This window comes from Saprospiraceae bacterium (assembly GCA_016715965.1).
Classification (GTDB): Bacteria; Bacteroidota; Bacteroidia; order Chitinophagales; family Saprospiraceae; genus Vicinibacter.
This window is the reverse complement of the sequence record JADJXG010000001.1, coordinates 423266-443070: the sequence shown is the minus strand read 5'-3', so window position 1 is coordinate 443070 and position 19805 is coordinate 423266. Positions and strand designations below refer to the sequence as shown.

The window sequence follows — 19805 nt, the reverse complement described above, 5'->3', positions numbered from 1 at the left end:
TTTCCTGAGTGGAAAATTATTGAATGACCTCTATTAAATCGCCGTCTTCCATATAACTGGAACCAAGTGTGATCACTTGGGTAATATTTGTATCTATTCCAGAGATTTCTGCCTGGTCACTGATAATTCTCAAGAGACGGATGTTTATTTTTTTCGCGCGCTGATTTTCCGCTATGAACAGGGATGCGCTGGGTCCATTGATGTTTACAAGTGATTCAATGGGTACCAGAATTCGATTTTCTTTCTTTTTTGGAAAAATTTGACATTCGACCACCATTCCGGAAGCAGGTTTAAATGGAAGTTTGTTGAGGGGGATGGAAATATCAAAAGTGCCATTGGGATTGGTGCTTGCGGAGGCTTTGTATCCTAGATTTGCAAAAATGATTTGATCCGGCCAGGATTCTATTCTGAGTTCGACCTTATCTCCTGCTTCTACTTTTGCCCAGTCGCGTTCGGCCAAACCGCCTTTTACCAGCCATTGGTTTTGTTCTGTACCCAATAGCATGCAGACCATCTGACCGGGACCTACGAGCTCACCCGGATGGATCAATTTTTTGACGATCTGTCCACTGATTGGTGCAAAGACGGCAGAATATTTTCGATTGAATTTGGCAATTTGTAAGTTTTGTTGGGCAAATTCGAACGCAGATTTCGAGTTCTGATATTGCTCCAATGTACTTACACTGTCTTCCAATAAATTGCTGACGCGTTTCAAATCCCGATCGGCTTTTTCATAAGCCAACTTGGCTTGCTGCAGTTGCGCATCAATTTCTGTTTGATCAAGGCTGGCGAGAACTTGTCCTTTTTTTACAAAATCCCCTTCTTTAAATTGGACAGATTGCACCACACCTCCTATTTTAAAGGATGGTTTTACCTCAGACTCACTACTTAGTATCCCCAGGAGTTGAATCGAACCTAAGCTGTCTGTTCGAATGACCGGAGCAGTTTTAACCCTGGTGATGTTGGGGTTTGATTTCGGAACATCAGCTGTTTCCGTTTTTTGCGTGCAGGCCCAAAGGGAGCCAAACAGTAGAATGATAAACAGGTAAGGATAGTATTTCATCATGGATAAGATTTGAAGATTCGTAATTTTTTAAAGGATTGGAATTTTATTGGATGGGGTAGGATGCATTTTTGTATTGGTAATCTGCCCAACTGAACCAGGCATTAAACCTTGCGATTTGGTAATCTGATTGGATATTCAACCATAGATTTTGAGCGTCCAGCAGTTCTAAATATCCGAGACTACCTTCGTTGTATTTTTTGAAGGCCTCTGTTTTGATTTTTTCTGCAGAGGCAATCCTGACCTCATAATTCTTGGCCTGCGCTATCTTACTGTTCAGTTGAATTTTAGCCAGCTCATTTTGTAAATCCAATTGATCTTGTACCGCTTTTAATTGACTTTCTAAAGCATGGATGGCATGCTCACTTTGCAATTTTCTTTGCTTCAGACGACCTCCATTATAAAAATTCCATTCTAGGTTCAGCCCGATCAATACATAAGGATTCCATTTGAAATTGAAATCTTGTGAACCAAAATCAGCCAGCACGCCAATTTTTGGCTGGTAGAATTGTTTTTCTTTTTTATAGACATGCTCCTGAATCTTAATGCCCGATTGAAGTTGGACAATTTCTTCGCGCGGGCTTATGGCTTGATTTTGGATGTCCGGCAAATGTTCGAATTGGATCTTATCAACTCGCTGCAATCCGGTTAAGTATTGAAGATAAAGGCTGGACTGATCCATATTCATTGTAATTTCAGTCTTCTTGGTTTCCAGATTGGCGATTTCGGCTTCGATGCGAAGGGTGGCCGTGCCCGTCACTAAACCATTTCTTTGGAGACTCTCCGTATTTCTTTTGGCCATCAAAAGGGATTGTTGGGCGCGTTCTATTATTTTTAAATGCTCTTCCAGACTGGCCAATTGGATGCAGGTCTCAGTGACTTCTTTGGCCAGAATTCTTTTGGAAGCCTGTATGTCTGATTCCTGAATTTTAATTTCTTCTTTTTTTATGGACCCTGCGATACCAATATCTGATTGGTAGATGGCTTGCTGTATTCTTAAATGGGCGTCGTAAAAATTGTTGGGAAAAAAATTGGTTTTTACATTCTGCAGATTGGGAAACTGTGGGTTTCCAATGATCTCATTGAGTTTTTGGTGGATGGGATTGATCAGATCTCCGATGGGCAAATCGATCGATCTACCACCTGCCGCAAGGGTGTACTGACTACCAATGGAAGCACTCGGCATGTACAGGGCTTTGGCCTCTTTTAATTGGGATTCGAGTCTGGCAAGTTTGAATTCTTTTTCGCGGAGCAAGGAACTGTGCTTCCAGGAAATTTGAATCAATTCGTCCAGGCTCTGTGCAGACAATGGAAGAGGTTCTGTATAAACAAACCACAGCAATAAGATTAAAATATGACGCATGATTATTAAATTAACACCGTTTATTAATTGCATAAAAAAAACTATTCAAACAAAGTATCAATGCTGGTATCCAGCACTTTGAAAATCAGATCATCCTCACTGCTGCAGACAATCTGGAGCCTCTGAGCAAGGGAAAGGGACACCATACCGTGCACCAGACTCCACAACTGAAGGGCCAGCAACTCGGGATCCTTGGCCTTGCTTCTTTTGTCAAGGATGGCTTCATTGCAACAGGAAATTAAAAAATCAAACAAGCTGAGTCCATGTCCCCAGTCCTGATCACAGCGTTCTAAATGCTTGATCGGTTTTTCTGAGTGAAACATCAATTCATACCAGTCCGGATTTTTGATGCCAAACTGTACATAGCCCCGTCCAATCAGATGAATGCGTTTGACGGGATCAGTTTCGTGGGTGGCCTCAGCGAGTTCTTTTCCCATCAGACCAAAGCCCATGTTCATCAGCTCATGCATGATCTCGTCTTTGTCCTGGAAATAGAGATAGATGGTGGCAGGGCTGTATTCGACGGCAGAGGCGATCTTGCGGATGCTGAGCTTGTCATATCCATGTTTTAGAAACATCTCCTTGGCTTTGAGGAGGATCAGCTCCCTGAGCTCCAGTTTCTCCCTTTCCTTTCTTTCCGAAATTCCCATGATCTAAATTAACACCGCAAAGATAATGAACAGTGTTCATATTTTGTTGCTTTGATGAATACATATTTATTATTATAATGTATAAAATACATTAAAACAGTTATATAATACAATTGCTATTCCTATTGGCTCTAGATATCTATTGGTCTGGATGGTATTTCTTCATTTCCATTTGATAAGACTCAGACCAATGGATTTTTCCAATTGGAGGAGAATACCCTCCCTGGTTGAGATAAATGTCCAATTAAAATATATTTTTGTTGCGGATATAAGTAAGTTATAGCCAATGGTAGGACGACCGTGCAACATTGAAAATGACTGTGCAATTTTTAACAGGACAGACCAAATACCGTTATGGTAGACAGAAAAACTGGCGACACGCAGACCGACCCCGACCCAAGAAAGATTTAATTTTTGCCCCACCGCACCTAAAAAGAGGAAAAAAGAAACAATCCTACCCGCAATTTTTTGTCACGGTTTTTGCCAAACGCTTCGTTTAGCACATTTGCAGGTTAGTTTTTAAAATGCGTAGAAAAATTACGCATTTTAAAAACTTGCTTCGCACCACCTGCAAAAGAGCTAAACCCAACCCACAGAGCAAAAACACGTGCCAAAAAATTCTGCCATCGCTCAATTCACCCCGAAAGCAACAATCTGCTATTTTTAGACATTGTTTCGGCTTTTTAACCTAAAATTCCTATATTTGCCCCCGTGAAAGTTTTTGCACTCATATTCAGTTTTTATTTCTTCGCTCTGGCAGTTATGCCATGCAGCGACAAAGATGACTGTAAATATCAGGGTTCAGACCAATCTACTTTCGCAAATACCGACCAATCGGATCATGATAGAGATACTGAAAATTGCTCTCCTTTTTGCATTTGTGCCTGTTGCGGACATTCGGTAACTGCGCCTGATTTTTTTGTATCGCTTCCCTCACACGTACAATATCCGTCTAAAAACCTTTCCATTTATAAAGCCTCTTTCGTTTCAGGAGCTTTCTCTAAAATCTGGCAACCGCCCAAAATCAGTTAATGAATTTTTGATGCTCCGTTTCCACAACGGAACAAACAACGGACTGAGTTATTGAAACTCACGTCTGCTTTTGTATTATTCATTAAACTGATTCACATGATAGATAAAATAATTGCGTACAGCATAAAAAATAAGCTGGTCATAGCACTGATGACCCTGGCACTCATTATTTGGGGCATTTGGAGTGCCGGAAAACTGCCAATAGATGCCTTGCCTGACATTACCAACAATCAGGTACAAATTATTACCGTTTGCCCTACCCTTGCAGGTCAGGAGGTGGAACAACTGGTAACTTTTCCAATCGAGCAAAGTATAGCCAACCTTCCCGACCTTGAAGAGTTGCGGAGTATTTCACGTTTTGGACTATCGGTAATTACAGTTGTTTTTGACGAAAAGGTGGACATCTACTTTGCCCGACAGTTAATAAACGAGCGACTGAAAGAAGCCGAAAGCAAAATTCCAAAAGGTATTGGCACACCAGAACTGGCTCCGGTCAGTACCGGTTTGGGTGAAGTGTATCAGTACATCATCCACCCCAAAAAGGGAAGCGAGCATAAATACAATGCTATGGACTTGCGAACCATGCAAGACTGGATTGTAGCCCGACAACTATATGGTACTCCCGGTGTTGCAGAGGTAAACAGCTTTGGTGGTCTGCTCAAACAATATGAAGTCGCTGTAAATCCTGACCGACTTTTCTCCATGGGAGTAACCATTACCGAAATTTTTAATGCTCTCGAAAAGAATAACGAAAACACAGGTGGTGCATACATTGACAAAAAACCCAATGCCTATTTTATTAGGGGAATTGGCTTGGTAAGCTCCTTTGACGACATCAACAACATTGTAGTAAAAACTAACGCAAGGGGTATTCCTATTTTGATTAAAGATGTGGCAGAGGTTCGCTTTGGCAATGCTGTTCGCTACGGAGCCATGACATACAACGGAGAAGTGGACGCAGTGGGTGGTGTGGTAATGATGCTGAAAGGAGAAAACAGTGCAGAAGTGGTAAGCCGTGTCAAAGAAAAAATGAAAATCATTCAAAAATCGCTTCCTGATGACGTAGTTATTGAACCGTATTTGGATAGAACCGATTTGGTAAACCGTGCCATATCAACCGTTGAAAAAAACCTGATAGAAGGAGCGTTGATTGTGATTTTTGTCTTAGTGTTGTTTCTTGGAAACTTCCGTGCCGGGTTAATAGTGGCTTCTGCCATTCCGTTATCCATGCTGTTTGCTTTGGGCATGATGAACGTTTTTGGCGTTAGTGCCAACCTGATGAGTTTGGGAGCCATTGATTTTGGTTTGATTGTGGACGGAGCTGTCATTATCGTTGAAGCCACTATGCACCATTTGGGCTTGCGTAAAGGGTTTGGCAAACTAACTCAACAGGAAATGGATAAAGAAGTGCTTGAATCGGCAACTAAAATCCGTAAAAGTGCTGCTTTTGGAGAAATCATTATTCTCATTGTTTACATTCCTATCCTGACCCTTGTAGGTATTGAAGGTAAAATGTTTACCCCTATGGCTCAAACGGTTTCGTTTGCCATTTTGGGAGCGTTGATTTTGTCTTTCACATACATTCCTATGATGTGTGCACAATTTCTTTCTAAAAAGGAATCACACAAATTAAACATCAGTGACCGAATGATGAAGCGCTTACAGAAAATCTATGCTCCGTTACTGGATAAAGCCATTCGTTTTAAAACAGGTGTTATTGCCGCAACACTAGCAATTTTTGCAGTTTCCATTTTCCTCTTTTCCCGAATGGGCGGTGAGTTTATTCCTACCCTTCAGGAAGGTGATTTTGCATTTCATTGTATTCTTCCTCAAGGTTCTTCCTTGTCGCAAAGTTTGGAAACCTCCATGCAAGCTTCACGGATTCTAAAAGAGTTTGATGAAGTAAAAATGGTGGTGGGCAAAACCGGAGCGGCAGAAGTACCAACTGACCCCATGCCTCCGGAAGCTACTGACCTGATGATTATTCTAAAACAGCCCTCTGAATGGAAAAGAGACATTACCTATGAGCAACTGGCGGAGGAAATGGAAGAAGAGTTGAATATAATTCCGGGAGTATTCTTTGAAAAAAATCAACCTATACAAATGCGTTTCAACGAACTAATGACAGGTATTCGGCAGGATGTTGCTGTGAAAATTTTTGGTGAAAACATGGATACACTCTTGACTTATGCCAACAAAGTTTCTCAAATCATTCAAACGGTTGAAGGAGCCACAGAACCAATGGTGGAAAGGGTGGCGGGACTTCCACAGATTGTAATCAGATACAATCGAACACAAATTGCCACCAATGGCGTTTCCATCGAAGATATTAATCATGTTATCAGCACTGCCTTTGCAGGTGGAAGTGCAGGTGTGGTATATGAAAACGAACGCAGATTCGATTTGGTGGTTCGTTTGGATAGTACGCATCGCAACAACATTGAAGACGTGAGCCATTTATATGTCCCTGCTTCCAACGGAACCCAAATTCCTTTATCGCAGGTAGCCGAAATAAAAATGGAACTGGGTCCGGCACAAATAAGCCGTGAAGATGGAAAACGTAGGATAGTCATCGGATTTAATGTACAAGGCAGAGACGTTGAAAGTGTGGTAGAAGATATTGAAAGACAACTTGTCAAAAATGTAAAACTGCCCGAAGGTTATTATTATACCTACGGTGGTACATTTGAAAACCTTAGAGCGGCATCTGCACGTTTGATGATTGCCGTTCCGGTAGCGTTGGCATTGATTTTTCTGTTGCTCTATTTTACTTTTTCTTCATTCAAACAGGCAACACTCATTTTTACGGCTATACCTATGGCGGCTATTGGCGGTGTATTTGCCTTGCTTATTCGGGATATGCCTTTCAGTATTTCGGCAGGAGTTGGTTTTATAGCATTGTTTGGTGTGGCGGTTCTGAATGGAATTGTACTTATCGGAACTTTCAATAACCTGCAAAAAGAAGGAATGACGGATATTCTTCAAAGAATAAAAGAAGGAACTAAAATCCGTTTGCGACCCGTGTTAATGACCGCTACGGTAGCCTCATTGGGATTTTTACCAATGGCCCTTTCTCAAAGTGCAGGAGCCGAAGTACAGAGACCTTTAGCAACGGTAGTGATTGGTGGTTTGGTAACGGCTACCTTCCTCACCTTATTTGTTTTGCCCTTGCTGTACCTGTTGTTTTCAACCAAGATTAGAGTTAAAAGAAACATAAAAACAGCAAGTATTTTGGTTTTTGCCTTGTGCTCATTTGCTACGGCTAAAGCCCAAACCGATACCACAAAAACGATAGAACTTGATGAAGCCATTGCTACGGCTTTACAGAACAACCTGGAAATTCAATCGCAACAACTGAATGTTCAATCTTCCACCACTTTGAAAAAGTCGGTATTCGAATTGCCAAAAACGGATGTGAATTTTCAATTCGGGCAGTACAACAGTATTCAGAATGACAGGGCATTTCAGCTCTCTCAGACCATTCCGTTTCCGACTTATTTTTCCGCTAAATCCAATTTGTACAAGGCAGAATTGCAGGGAAGTCAATTACAGCAACAGGTAACGGAAAATGAAATAAAAGCACAGGTACAATACTGGTATTACCAGTTGCAATATTTGGAGCAGGTTAAGAGAAAGTTATTGGCTTTAGATAGTTTGTACAGTGATTTTGTAAGTGCAGCCGAATTGCGATACAAGACAGGCGAAACGGGTTTACTTGAAAAAACAACGGCAGAGACCAAAAGAGGACAGATTTCACTTTTGTTACAACAAACAGAAAGGGAAATAAATACTGCCTATGTATCACTGCAAACGTTGATGAATACCAATGAACAATTCACTATAAAAGGGGAGTTAAATTATCAGCCCATTACATTGAGTTTGTCATTAGACACCTCATTAATCGCCAATAATCCTTCTTTGAAATTGTTGTATCAACAAGCCGTTATAGCCGAACAACTTAAAAAAGTAGAAACGGCTTCCTCTTTGCCAGACTTTACGGTGGGATATTTCAACCAATCCTTAATCGGAACACAAACGGTGAACGGAACGGATGTATTTTTTGGAGCAAATGACCGTTTTGACGGGTTCAGCGTAGGTGTTTCCATTCCGCTGACATTTTTCAGTAATGCTTCAAAAATAAAATCAATGGATTACAAATACCAGGCATTGCAAAAAGAAGCAGAAAGCGAAAAGTTGAACCTACAAACCCATCTGCAAAATGCCTTTCAGCAATACAATCAATACCTGTCGCAGTACAATTACTTTATAACGATTGCTTTGCCCAATGTTGAAACGATTATCAGCACGGCAACACTCGGCTTTAATAGTGGCGATATTGGGTACATTGAGTATTTATCGGCTTTACAAACTGCCACCGACATACAATTGACTTATTTGCAAACCGTAAATCAACTTAATCAGGCAGTCGTAAACATTAATTTCTTAATCAGTAAATAAAATTTAGAACAATGAAACACATATTATATATCGCAGCATTAGCCACATCCATCATGTTGGCATCCTGCACAGGAAATAAAACAGAAAATCATGGAGAAGAAACCGAACACCATGACGAACACGAAAATTCCAGTACAGCAACCCTTACCGAAGAACAAATAAAATCCATCGGTATTGAATACGGAAGTATTGAAAAAAAGCAGCTTACAGCCACATTGAAATTGAACGGACTTTTACGTGTTCCGAATAACAATCAGGCAAGTGTAACCTCGCTATTCGGTGGAGTAGTTAGCATACTTCCTATTCAGCAGGGAAATACTGTAATCAAAGGGCAGGTATTGGCAACCCTTTCCAATACCAATTTCATTACCATGCAGGAAGAGTTTTTAACGATTTCTTCCAAGTTGATATTGGCAGAGATTGAGTACAACCGACAAAAGGAACTCCAACAAGGTAATGCAACATCCGTAAAGAAACTACAGGAAGCGGAGAGTGAATTAAATGCCTTGAAAGCCCAAAGAGCAAGCCTTAAAAAACAGTTGGAATTGCTCGGAATTAACTCTGCTACTCTTACAAGTGAAAATATCCAATCCGTTATCAGTGTTAAAAGCCCTATTAATGGAATTATCAGCAACATTTATGTAAATCTTGGAAGTTATGTAGATGCCAACAAACCCATTGCCGACATTGTGGACAACAGTCAGCTTCATCTTGACTTATATGTGTATGAAAAAGATTTGCCGAAGTTAAAAGTCGGACAAATTATTCATTTCACACTTACCAACAATCCCGGTAAGGAATATGATGCGGAAGTCTATGCTGTTAGCAACACCTTTGAACCCAATACCAAAACAGTTGCCGTTCATGCCAATGTAAAAGGCGATAAGCAGGGCTTAATTGACGGAATGAGCATTACCGCTCTCGTAAGTTTGGAAAATGCTACAGTTGATGCCGTTCCGACCAATGCCATTGTAAACCACGAAGGGCAAGACTATATTTTTATTGTTACAGATGCTCATACCGAAGAAGAACATCACGAACATGGGGAAGCCTTAGAAGAACATAAACATGATGAGCACGGACACAAACACGAAGAAGAACAAGCGGAGCATGAACATCAGGAAGAAGGAATAACTTTTGAAAAAATTCCTATTCGCAAGGGAACAACGGACGTTGGTTACAGCGAAATAACGTTACTTAAAGAAATACCTGCCAATAGTAAAGTGGTGGTAAACGGAGCATTTTTCATTATGGCTAAAATGACCAATCAAGGCGAAGGGCATGAACATTAACTAAAACATATATGGGCGGAGGCTTGATTTCTTTTTCTTCACATCACAGAGGATTTTCATTATCAAGACCTCTCGCCCACCATATTAAAACTCAAAAACAATGAAATTACCATTCAACGATAAAAAATTTCTTTTTCTTCTTTTCGCAATCGCCATTGTGGTTGCATTAGAAGTTTTATCCATCATAGGCATTAACATACCTATGCCTTATGCTCCATTTATTTTTGCAGCCTTTATTTTAGGTATTGGCTATAAAGTTTTATGGAATGGAGTAAAGGCCATCTTCAAGTTACAGTTCAGCAATATCAATTTGCTTATGCTGATAGCAGTAATCGGTGCATTCTATCTAAAAGAATTTCCCGAAGCAGCCGTTTTGGTTGTGTTATATGTATTGGGAGAAAGATTAGAAGATATTGGAATAGAAAATTCAAAATCTGCCTTAGATGAATTAGTGAGCAAAGCACCCAAGACCGCTTTTGTAAAATCACAGAACTCCACAATTCCTATTGATAAAATTGCAGTAGGAACCATCATTCAGGTAAAACCCGGTGAAATGATTCCGCTTGACGGTAAGATTATTTCGGGAGAAACCAGTGTTGACGAAGCTGCCATCACAGGCGAACCCATCCCAAAAGACAAACACACAGGCGACAATCTTTTTGCGGGAACTCTCAATAAAAATGGTTTCATAGAAATGGAAACAACCAAACTTTCTATGGACACCACCTTCTCAAAAATCGTTCGCCTCACTTTTGAAGCGGCTGCCAATAAAAGTGAAACACAAAAATTCATTCAGCAATTTGCAAAGTATTATACACCTGTAATGCTTGCACTTGCTGTTTTTTTGTTTATCATTCCTGTTTTTATTCTGCACTTAGACCTTAGTCATTGGCTGCAACAGGCAATAACACTTTTAGTCATTGCTTGTCCGTGTGCATTGGTCATCTCAACACCTGTTGCCATTTATGCTGCTATCGGTAACGCATCAGCTAAAGGAGCTTTGGTTAAAGGAGGAAAATATTTGGAAGTATTGGCAAACATTAAAGCCATCGCATTAGACAAAACACGAACCATCACTTACGGCAATCCAATTGTCAGTGATGTAATTCCATTAAACGGAACAAGTCGTGAAGAATTGCTGGCTTGCACCGCAGGAGCAGAAATATTTTCTGAGCATCCGTTGGCACAAGCTATAGTTGACACAAGCCGCAAAGAAGGTTTTGAACCACACAAAACAGAGGCGTTCCAAAGTGTGATGGGAAAAGGAGCAACCGCAAAATGTTTGGTATGTGAGGACGAAACAATTTATGTAGGCAAGTTGGATTTCATTAAAGAACATCAACACACAGACAGTGAAGCAGAAAAAATTGTTGCGGAGCTTTCAGCACAAGGAAAAACGAGTGTGGTGGTAAGTTTCGGTAACGGAGTAGCAGGAATTATAGGATTAATGGACGAAATAAAACCCGACAGTTCAGCAGCATTAAAAGTATTGGAAATTCTGAACATTGAGCCCATTATGCTTACAGGCGACAACGAAAAGGCAGCACTCTATGTAGCAGAGCAAGTAGGTATTAAAAAAATATTCGGAAATATGTTGCCCGAAAACAAAGCTGAAAAAATCAAAGAACTTTTGCAGCAATACGGAAAAGTGGCAATGGTAGGTGACGGAATAAACGATGCACCAGCATTAGCACAATCCACCGTAGGGATAGCAATGGGAGCAGCAGGAAGCGACACCGCCATAGAAACAGCAAACATTGCATTGATGAACGATAAACTTTCACTTATTCCATTTCTTATTCGTTTAAGCAAAAAAACGCTACAAAGAATAAAATTCAACACTATTGGAGCAATAGCAGTCAAACTGATTTTTATAACTCTTGCGTTTATTGGTTACAGCAACTTAGTTTTCGCAATAGCAGCAGACGTTGGGGTAACGCTAATCGTAATTTTGACAAGTTTGAGATTAATGAATTTCAAAGAGTAAAATAGAACAAATAAAGCCAACGCTTCTTTTTGTCATACTTTTTGTGCCTACACACTTTTAGCACATTGCCGTCCTCGTTCCTGCGGGCGGCAAAGAGCTAAATCCGACCTGCAAACAAAAAGCTATGCCAAAATCAACCGCACGGTAAGACAGTAAAATTCACTCGCTTCGCAAAAATTAAATCTTTCCCGACCGCTCATAGCCGACAGACAATAAATCGTTTTTAGGGACAAGTAAACGGACTTTTAAAATCGCTGAAAGTCAAGGTGGACAATAACTCGAAGGACAGAACCACTGGCTATAACAGCACCTACCCAAAAGTGGCTGTGACGTGCTTCGTAGGACAGTTTTGTGTATATTTGAACGGTAGTTCTCCGAATGAAAGTTGGTGCGAAAATCGCCACCTTCGGGTAGCTGCAAAACGTTACCAGCGATTAAATACACAGTATGTCAAATAAATTCAGGAAAAATGATGAAGTCTTTGTGCCAGCTTCCAAAATAGATAAATTAAAAGACTGGCCATATTCATTATACCGTACAAATGTAACTCATACAAGAAAAAAATCTATTAAAGTAAGTTTACCATATGGAGAAGAATCTGAATACTTTGGGAGTTCTTGTGCACATACTAATACTGGTATCATAATTATTACTATTGGAGACATTGCTTCCGAAAGCACATTATTGGAACCTTTGCGAAAATCAGTATTGCAATTTTCTAGATTGCTTTTGCCAGATGATTGCATATTATCATTATTTTGTAGATCATTTGAAGAATTTGAAAAATTATGGGATTACTATTCTTGTAGCTATTCGTATTTAATATTAATCGGGCATGGTTCGCAAAACGGAATAACATTTGCGGTAAGTGATGAAATTGAAGCAACAGAGCTTAGAGATACTTTTGATAAGAGTAGTTGCCCTCCAAAGCATATTATTTCCTTGTGTTGTAAAACTGGATACAAAAACTTTGGACATAATATTTCTCAATCAAACAAATGTATTGACTTTATTGCTCCGTTTCAAAGTATACATGGAGCTGAAGCCTCTCAATTTGTTCAAACCTATTTGATTAAACATTTGTTTGACATGGTACCAATAAATGGGACACTGATCTAATTTAGTTAAAAAATAAAATTAGTACACATTTTACCCCTGCGACAAAGATAAGCATTGCTCCCAAAATGTCAAGAGCAAGTCGAGTTCCGCCGGAAGAATACAGAATAAAGAGGTCGGCGGAACTCTTGACATTTTGTCCGCAATAAGCTTGGTCCTCGTCTAAGGGTAAAAATGCAAAGTCATGTTTTGTTTCCATATTAGTTGCAATGAGTGAATTGATTTTTCGAATAATAAATATTTTCAAATTCTAAGGGTGTATAGTATTGAATGGATGAATGCCTTCTGATTGTGTTGTAATAGCCATCTATGTATTCAAACAGAGTGAATCTTAATTGATCCAAATCATCAAATACAGTACCTCTAATGCATTCGCATTTGAGCCTTGAGAAAAATGATTCGGCAATTGCGTTGTCATAAACTTCGTTTTTGCGAGTCATACTTTGTCTATTTCCTTTAATGGCATTTTTGAAATCTTTACTAGAGTACTGCGTTCCTCGGTCAGAATGGACAATCACACTTAATTTATTTTGGATGCATTTCAGTTTTGCTTTATTGAAGGCTGAAATAACCAGTTCGCTTCTCATATGAGTCTGAACATCCCAGCCCACTACTTTATGCAAATAAGTATCAATCCAAGTTGAAAGATAGGCCCATTGGCCATTCTTTAAAGGAATGTAGGTAATGTCACCAACCCATACTTCATTTGGTTTTTGCGCCTTTCCAAAATCAAGAAGTAAATTGGGTGCAGGAAATTTGGTCCCGGTGGAATCAGTTGTTTTTGGAACAAAACTCTTTGGCTGGATTGCTTTCAAATTTTGTTCCTTCATACATTTGCGAATCAAATGGCGGCTAACATTTTTTGAATATTTTACGGCTAATTCCATTTTAATTCTACGACTTCCATACCTATTCATATGAGAGTCAAATACGGATTTTATTCGGTCTCTTAATCCCAAATGTTTAGTGGGAGAATCCCTCCTGTGGATAAAATGATACAAAGTATTCCTTGGAATATTCATCATCTTGCAAAGCTTGTTAGTAGGATACACACCGCTTAGACTCTGGATAAATTCAGCTTTTGGTTTCATGTCTGCCGGCTGAAAATGTTCAAGGCTTTTTTTAAAATATCCCTTTCCATTTCAACATCCCTTAATTTCTTACGGAGCTGTTCAAGTTCAGTATAAGGATTATTTGTTCCTGGCTGGACGGAAGCATTCCTGGTAATCCTGATTTGACTACGCCAATTGTAAAGCATTTGCTTACTAACGCCAAGAGAATCAGCTAATTCGCTAGCGTTCCTCCCGGATTCGAGCAAATGAATGGCATTAAGCTTAAACTCGGTATCGTACCTCCTCCTCCGATTGTTTGTCTTTGATTGATCCATAACACAAATTTAAGTTAGATTTGTGTACCATTTTCTTGGACCACTTCAGTTAGACGGAAAATCTAGTAAAGTTGCATTTAAAAACTCTAACGAATTATTTGCAAGCAAAAATAAATTTAGAATGTGGGTAAATGGTAAACATATAAAGTAACCGCATGCAACATTGTACTTGCGATCATGCCGCTTAAAAGATTCATATTTCACTCTTGACAAACAATGGAATGTATTTTTTACTCTTGGTCTTTAGGAAAATGCGGCACGTCGCGAGTACCTAACAGTTACCTGCAAGTGTAAAACGACACGACAACAATAAAATGAACGACAAAAACAGAAAAATTAAACCATTTTGACAGGTGACCAACATACTGGCCATATTCCAAACGGACAACGAGTAAGCAGATCCCGATTGCTATCGGGACCGACCCTTCTGTATTTTTTATTTTCCCCACCGCACGACTTGTCCCGCTCCAGCGGGAAGCCAACCCTTCGCAAAACCAAGAAAGCCTGTCCCGATTTTTCAAGAAGGTATTTTTTGCCTACTTACCAATAAGAATGATAAATTTGACATATTAACAAGACACTGAAAAGAATAAATGCAAGGAAAACAACTTAGAAAATTAGAAGCTGAACTGTGGAGAGCAGCCGACCAGTTAAGAGCAAACAGTAAACTGACTGCTTCAGAATACTCAATGCCTGTATTGGGACTGATATTTTTACGACACGCCTACAACCGCTTTCAAAAAGTAAAAGTAGAAGTAGAAAAGGATTTGCCTGTGCATCCGCAGCGTGGCAGACGACCCGTAACCAAAAAAGACTTTGAAGAACGCAACGCCATGTTCCTGCCCGACAAGGCACAGTTTGACTATTTGGTTTCATTGCCCGAAAGTGCCGACATAGGCGAAGCGATAGACAACGCTATGAAACTGATTGAGGACGAATACGACAACCTCAAAGGCGTATTGCCCAAAAACTTTTCCATTTTCAGTAAAGACCTGTTGCTGGAACTGCTCCGCATTTTCAATAAAGAAGTTTTGCAGAAAGCCGAAGGCGATTTGTTCGGAAAGATTTACGAATACTTCCTCAACAAATTTGCAATGACCGGTGCACAGGAAGGCGGAGAATTTTTTACGCCTATGAGTTTGGTGCAAACTATTGTGAACGTCATAGAACCCGACCACGGCATTGTGTTCGACCCTGCCTGCGGCAGTGCGGGTATGTTTGTGCAAACGGGCTATTTCATAGAAAGCGAAGGACTGAAACCTGCTGAGAAAGTTACTTTTTACGGACAGGAAAAAGCCGAACTCAATACCAAACTCGCCAAGATGAACCTGGCAGTGCACGGACTGGAAGGCAACATACAGGAAGGCAATACTTTTTACGAAGACAAACACGACCTTGTGAGCGGTGCTGATTTTGTAATGGCAAACCCACCGTTTAATGTGGATGGTGTGGACAAAGCCAAAGATGCCGTAAAGAAAGACCCACGTTTGATTTTAGACGGCAAAGTAAATCTGCCGAAAAACGATAACGCCAATTATTTGTGGATTCAGTATTTCTACAATTACCTGAAACCAACAGGCAGAGCAGGTTTTGTAATGGCTTCATCTGCCAGTGATGCCGGACACAGCGAAAAAGACATACGGGAGAAGTTGGTAAAAACAGGCTCTGTAGATGTGATGATGGCGATTGGCAACAACTTTTTCTATACCCGTTCATTGCCTTGCACCCTGTGGTTTTTTGACCGTGGGAAAGAGAACGACAAAAAGAAAAGTGATAAAGTCCTGATGCTCGATGCCCGAAAAATTTACCGCAAGGTAACAAGCAAGGTAAACGACTTTAGCCCCGAGCAATTGCAAAACCTGATTTGCATTGTAAACCTGTATAGAGGCAATACTAATAAGTTTGAAAGCACGGTAAATAGCTATTTGCAAACGTCTGCCGAATTAGCCAAAGAAACAGCCGAAGCAAGCACCGAACTGCAAAAGCAATTGCAGAAAGTGTTGAAAAACGTAAGCACATTCAGTCTTGAACAGGATTCGCAGGATTTGAAGATAGACAGGATTATTCCAGAATGGAATGATTTACTAAATGAAGCCAATGTCATTTTCGCCTTACAAAACAAGTTGATTTCTGACATTGCTTTACTTGATAATCCTGCCAATCCCATAATCGAGAAAATCGTGTTCCAGACAAAGGCACTCCGCAAACCACAAGACAAACTCATTAAGCAATTATTGGATGCCATAAGCACAGCCGCCAAAGAATACCAACTGAGCAAAAACAAAGACTGGAAAGAATTTGGCCTGAAAGAACAACTCGACCAACTGAAAACCCTGCAACAGCAACTCAGCGGCAACCCCGATGAAGAAGAACCCGGCTTATTGCACGAAACCGAATATTTCTACAAACAAGCCCATTGGCTTACAAGCCGTTTCCCCGAAGGTGTTTATACCGATGTGGAAGGACTTTGCAAAGTGGTAACCCAAAAAGAAATAGAAGCCAAAGACTGGAGCCTGAGCCCGGGCCGGTATGTAGGTGTGGATACCAGCACCGATGAGGACTTTGACTACGAAGAACGCCTGAACGAAATACATATTGAGTTGGAAGGATTGAACGAAGAAGCCATCAACTTAGCAAACCAAATTCAGAACACCATTAAAGAGATTATTTGATGGACAGGATTAATGAAAGTGAAATTGATAAACTGACGCACAAGATTATCGGTTGTGCTATGAAAGTCCATTCGACACTTGGGAATGGATTTCAGGAAGTAATTTATCAAAGAGCATTGGCAATCGAATTGGCTTATGAAAATATTTCCTTTCAGCGGGAGTTAGAAATGCCCATATTTTACCGTGAGGAGCAAATTGGAACACGCAGGGTTGATTTTTTTGTGGAAGAAAAAGTGATGGTGGAATTAAAAGCCATCGAGAAACTGGAAGGTGTTCATAAAGCACAAGCCATAAACTACCTGGAAGCATACAACATTGCTGATGGACTTTTAATAAACTTCGGAAACACCAGTCTGGACTTTAAAAGGGTCTACAACAAAAAGCTGATATCAAAAGATAACCTAAAATATTGAAAGCAAATGAAAAAATATCAGAACACGATTAAGCGATTTCTTGATAATCAGGATTTATTTTTCTCAAATAATCCTGTCTATCCGGTAATCAAAATAAATCGTGTTCAGACAATTAAAGAGTTGGCAATATGAAGTGGGAGAAGAAGCCTTTAGGAGAAATAATTAACCTAAAAAGAGGTTACGATTTGCCAAGCCAAAAAAGAAAACAAGGTTTTGTTCCAATTATTTCCTCATCAGGTATTACTGATTTCCATTCTGAACCAGCCAAAACAGGAGAAGGGGTAGTAACTGGACGATACGGAACATTGGGACTACTTTTTTATATCAATGGAGATTATTGGCCATTGAATACTACACTATATGTTCAAGACTTCAGGGGAAATGTGCCAAGGTTTATTTACTATCTTCTAAAGACATTGAATTTAGAAAAATTTAATGGTGCCTCAGCTGTGCCAGGTTTGGATAGAAATGTGCTCCACAAGGTTGATGTTAATTACATTTCTCACATCCCCACCCAACGCAAAATCGCATCCATTTTATCGGCTTATGATGATTTGATAGAGAATAATTTGAAGCGGATAAAGTTGCTGGAGGAGAAGGCGCAGCTGCATTACAAAGAATTGATGCAGGAAATGAGCTATTCCAAAACCAAACGGGAAGAATACATCAAAGACTGCCTTGCCTTTTACATTGGTGGCGGTTGGGGCGAAGAAGATTACAAAGAAGGTTTTACCGAACCTGCATATGTAATTCGAGGAACAGATATTCCTGATGCAAAAAAAGGAGAAGTGAAAGGCGTTCCGTTCCGCTATCATAAAGAATCAAATTTAGCATCACGCAGTATGCAAGTAGGTGATGTTGTATTTGAAGTTTCAGGTGGCAGCAAAGGTCAGCCTGTAGGAAGAAGCATTTTGATAACGGAAAAAATGTTGCAGCAATTTGGAAAACCTGTAATGTGTGCCAGCTTTTGTAAACTTTTGCGACCAAACGAAAACGTAACACCTGAGTTTTTCTACTTGTATTTATTGGCAAGCCACGAAAACGGAGTAATTGCCCAATACGAAAAACACAGTGCAAGCAATATTGTCAATTATGGCTTTGAGGAATTTATCAGTGAGCAAAAAATTACCATACCGAAAGAAAGCGAACTGAAAGCATTTACTGAAAAGGTGAAACCCATTTTTACCTTAATCAGCACGCTTGGAGAGCAAAACAGCAAATTGAGAGAGGCACGGGATATTTTATTACGGAGACTGATGAATGGCCAAATAGAAGTCTGAACTATGATTTTTGTGATTAAATGATTATTATGATTAACGAGCAATACAAATATTCTGAGCTAACATCCAAAATAATTGGTTGTGCAATGACTGTTCATAAAACATTGGGCAATGGTTTTCAGGAAGTTATCTATCAGCGTGCCTTGGCAATAGAAATGAGTTTGATAGGCTTAGAATTTAGCAGAGAATTTGAAATGCCCATCTTTTACCGAGAAGAGCAAATTGGCACGAGGAGAGTCGATTTTTTGGTGGAAGGAGTATTATCGGTGGAGCTAAAATCAATAACCAAATTAGAAGATGTTCACTTTGCCCAAGCTATTAACTATTTGGAAGCCTATAATCTGGAAATTGGTTTGCTTATCAATTTTGGCGAAACCAGTTTAAATTTCAAACGGCTCACCAACAAGAAATTCAAATCATCGGAATCACAAAAATCAAATAAATCATAGTTCAGACAATGGATGAACGGACAAATAGAAGTGTAAATGCTTGATAGAGAGGGAAATAACCGTTTCATATACAAGAATTAACTTAAAAGTGAAAAAAAAACTTGCAAAATTCAGTTATAAGTGAATACATTTGCACTCGAAATATTTGACGACCAAGGGCAGGTTTGCACTTTTTACACCGTAAGGTGGGAAGATGCCGAGCTTTCGGAAACCGATAAGTTTTTCGTGAAATATGAAAACGACAGCACACTTCAAAGGCCACTTCAAGAATTGGCAAAATTTCTTTCCAACAAGATTGGAGATGAAATGGGTGCGTTGGAAGATTTTTTCAGATTTGAAAATGCCGCTCAAGCACTTCCCCCTTCGGGCACTTACAAAGTGGAAGACCTTTACATCAATTTCGGCAATTTCCCCCTTCGTTTATATTGTTTGCGAATTTTTGAGACTTTGGTGGTGTTGTTTAACGGAGGCGAGAAAACAGCCGATACAGCACAAGGAGGAAAAACAAGTATGGCATTTCAGCAGGCCAACATTTTTGCCAAACGCATATTGGATGCATTGAGAGAAAAAGACATTTACATTACCGCTGACCAAAGAGCATTTCGTTATTACGATGGCAGCGATGACATAATAATTTAAAAGA

The 19805-nt window shown here is 39.8% G+C and carries 14 protein-coding genes; 9 read left to right on the top strand and 5 right to left on the bottom strand.

All coding sequences use genetic code 11. From position 1 onward, the window contains the following. Positions 1-16: 16 nt before the first annotated feature. Genes IPM48_01615 through IPM48_01605 form a run of 3 tightly spaced genes read right to left on the bottom strand, consistent with a single transcriptional unit; the run spans position 17 to position 3076 of the window. Positions 17-1066, bottom strand: coding sequence for an efflux RND transporter periplasmic adaptor subunit (locus IPM48_01615; GenBank protein MBK9270269.1), 1050 nt, complete (start codon positions 1064-1066; stop codon positions 17-19). A gap of 43 nt (positions 1067-1109) precedes the next feature. Beyond that, positions 1110-2426, bottom strand: coding sequence for a TolC family protein (locus IPM48_01610; protein ID MBK9270268.1), 1317 nt, complete (start codon positions 2424-2426; stop codon positions 1110-1112). A 41-nt stretch (positions 2427-2467) separates the two neighbouring features. Next, the gene (locus IPM48_01605; protein MBK9270267.1) at positions 2468-3076 is read right to left on the bottom strand and encodes a TetR/AcrR family transcriptional regulator; all 609 of its coding nucleotides are present in this window, start codon (positions 3074-3076) and stop codon (positions 2468-2470) included. 1128 nt (positions 3077-4204) lie between these two features. On the opposite strand from IPM48_01605, the gene IPM48_01600 reads away from it, so the two are divergent. The 4 genes from IPM48_01600 (at position 4205) to IPM48_01585 (ending at position 12964) form a co-directional block, all read left to right on the top strand. Beyond that, entirely contained in the window at positions 4205-8566 is a 4362-nt protein-coding gene (locus tag IPM48_01600; protein MBK9270266.1) for a CusA/CzcA family heavy metal efflux RND transporter, read from the top strand. Between the two features lie 11 nt (positions 8567-8577). After that, positions 8578-9858, top strand: coding sequence for an efflux RND transporter periplasmic adaptor subunit (locus IPM48_01595; protein MBK9270265.1), 1281 nt, complete (start codon positions 8578-8580; stop codon positions 9856-9858). A 100-nt stretch (positions 9859-9958) separates the two neighbouring features. After that, positions 9959-11845 (top strand): cation-translocating P-type ATPase, encoded by a 1887-nt coding sequence (locus IPM48_01590; protein ID MBK9270264.1) that lies wholly within the window; start codon positions 9959-9961, stop codon positions 11843-11845. 447 nt (positions 11846-12292) lie between these two features. Beyond that, positions 12293-12964, top strand: coding sequence for a hypothetical protein (locus tag IPM48_01585; GenBank protein ID MBK9270263.1), 672 nt, complete (start codon positions 12293-12295; stop codon positions 12962-12964). 197 nt (positions 12965-13161) lie between these two features. Here IPM48_01585 and IPM48_01580 read toward each other — a convergent pair whose 3' ends face one another. Both IPM48_01580 and IPM48_01575 read right to left on the bottom strand, forming a co-directional pair. Beyond that, on the bottom strand, positions 13162-14052 hold the full coding sequence (locus IPM48_01580) for an IS3 family transposase (protein ID MBK9270262.1): 891 nt from the start codon (positions 14050-14052) through the stop codon (positions 13162-13164). Beyond that, positions 14049-14348, bottom strand: coding sequence for a transposase (locus tag IPM48_01575; GenBank protein MBK9270261.1), 300 nt, complete (start codon positions 14346-14348; stop codon positions 14049-14051). Before IPM48_01575 ends, IPM48_01580 begins: the two co-directional genes overlap by 4 nt. Positions 14349-14941: 593 nt before the next feature. Here IPM48_01575 and IPM48_01570 point away from each other — a divergent pair. The 5 genes from IPM48_01570 (at position 14942) to IPM48_01550 (ending at position 19801) form a co-directional block, all read left to right on the top strand. Continuing rightward, the gene (locus IPM48_01570; protein ID MBK9270260.1) at positions 14942-17020 is read left to right on the top strand and encodes an N-6 DNA methylase; all 2079 of its coding nucleotides are present in this window, start codon (positions 14942-14944) and stop codon (positions 17018-17020) included. Continuing rightward, on the top strand, positions 17020-17433 hold the full coding sequence (locus IPM48_01565) for a GxxExxY protein (GenBank protein MBK9270259.1): 414 nt from the start codon (positions 17020-17022) through the stop codon (positions 17431-17433). The genes IPM48_01570 and IPM48_01565 overlap by 1 nt, the downstream gene beginning before the upstream one ends. 128 nt (positions 17434-17561) lie before the next feature. After that, positions 17562-18713, top strand: coding sequence for a restriction endonuclease subunit S (locus tag IPM48_01560; GenBank protein ID MBK9270258.1), 1152 nt, complete (start codon positions 17562-17564; stop codon positions 18711-18713). 29 nt (positions 18714-18742) lie between these two features. Further along, positions 18743-19162, top strand: coding sequence for a GxxExxY protein (locus IPM48_01555; GenBank protein MBK9270257.1), 420 nt, complete (start codon positions 18743-18745; stop codon positions 19160-19162). A gap of 120 nt (positions 19163-19282) precedes the next feature. Then, a complete protein-coding gene (locus tag IPM48_01550; protein ID MBK9270256.1) occupies positions 19283-19801 on the top strand; it encodes a hypothetical protein in 519 nt (172 codons plus the stop codon). The last annotated feature ends 4 nt before the right edge of the window (positions 19802-19805 follow it).

Bases quoted from the DNA above. Each gene is read 5' to 3' on its own strand.
- IPM48_01600 (MBK9270266.1), top strand. From the start codon at position 4,205: ATGATAGATAAAATAATTGCGTACAGCATAAAAAATAAGCTGGTCATA.
- IPM48_01615 (MBK9270269.1), bottom strand. From the start codon at position 1,066: ATGATGAAATACTATCCTTACCTGTTTATCATTCTACTGTTTGGCTCC.
- IPM48_01570 (MBK9270260.1), top strand. From the start codon at position 14,942: ATGCAAGGAAAACAACTTAGAAAATTAGAAGCTGAACTGTGGAGAGCA.
- IPM48_01555 (MBK9270257.1), top strand. From the start codon at position 18,743: ATGATTAACGAGCAATACAAATATTCTGAGCTAACATCCAAAATAATT.
- IPM48_01595 (MBK9270265.1), top strand. From the start codon at position 8,578: ATGAAACACATATTATATATCGCAGCATTAGCCACATCCATCATGTTG.
- IPM48_01565 (MBK9270259.1), top strand. From the start codon at position 17,020: ATGGACAGGATTAATGAAAGTGAAATTGATAAACTGACGCACAAGATT.
- IPM48_01605 (MBK9270267.1), bottom strand. From the start codon at position 3,076: ATGGGAATTTCGGAAAGAAAGGAAAGGGAGAAACTGGAGCTCAGGGAG.
- IPM48_01585 (MBK9270263.1), top strand. From the start codon at position 12,293: ATGTCAAATAAATTCAGGAAAAATGATGAAGTCTTTGTGCCAGCTTCC.
- IPM48_01610 (MBK9270268.1), bottom strand. From the start codon at position 2,426: ATGCGTCATATTTTAATCTTATTGCTGTGGTTTGTTTATACAGAACCT.
- IPM48_01575 (MBK9270261.1), bottom strand. From the start codon at position 14,348: ATGGATCAATCAAAGACAAACAATCGGAGGAGGAGGTACGATACCGAG.
- IPM48_01580 (MBK9270262.1), bottom strand. From the start codon at position 14,052: ATGAAACCAAAAGCTGAATTTATCCAGAGTCTAAGCGGTGTGTATCCT.
- IPM48_01590 (MBK9270264.1), top strand. From the start codon at position 9,959: ATGAAATTACCATTCAACGATAAAAAATTTCTTTTTCTTCTTTTCGCA.
- IPM48_01560 (MBK9270258.1), top strand. From the start codon at position 17,562: ATGAAGTGGGAGAAGAAGCCTTTAGGAGAAATAATTAACCTAAAAAGA.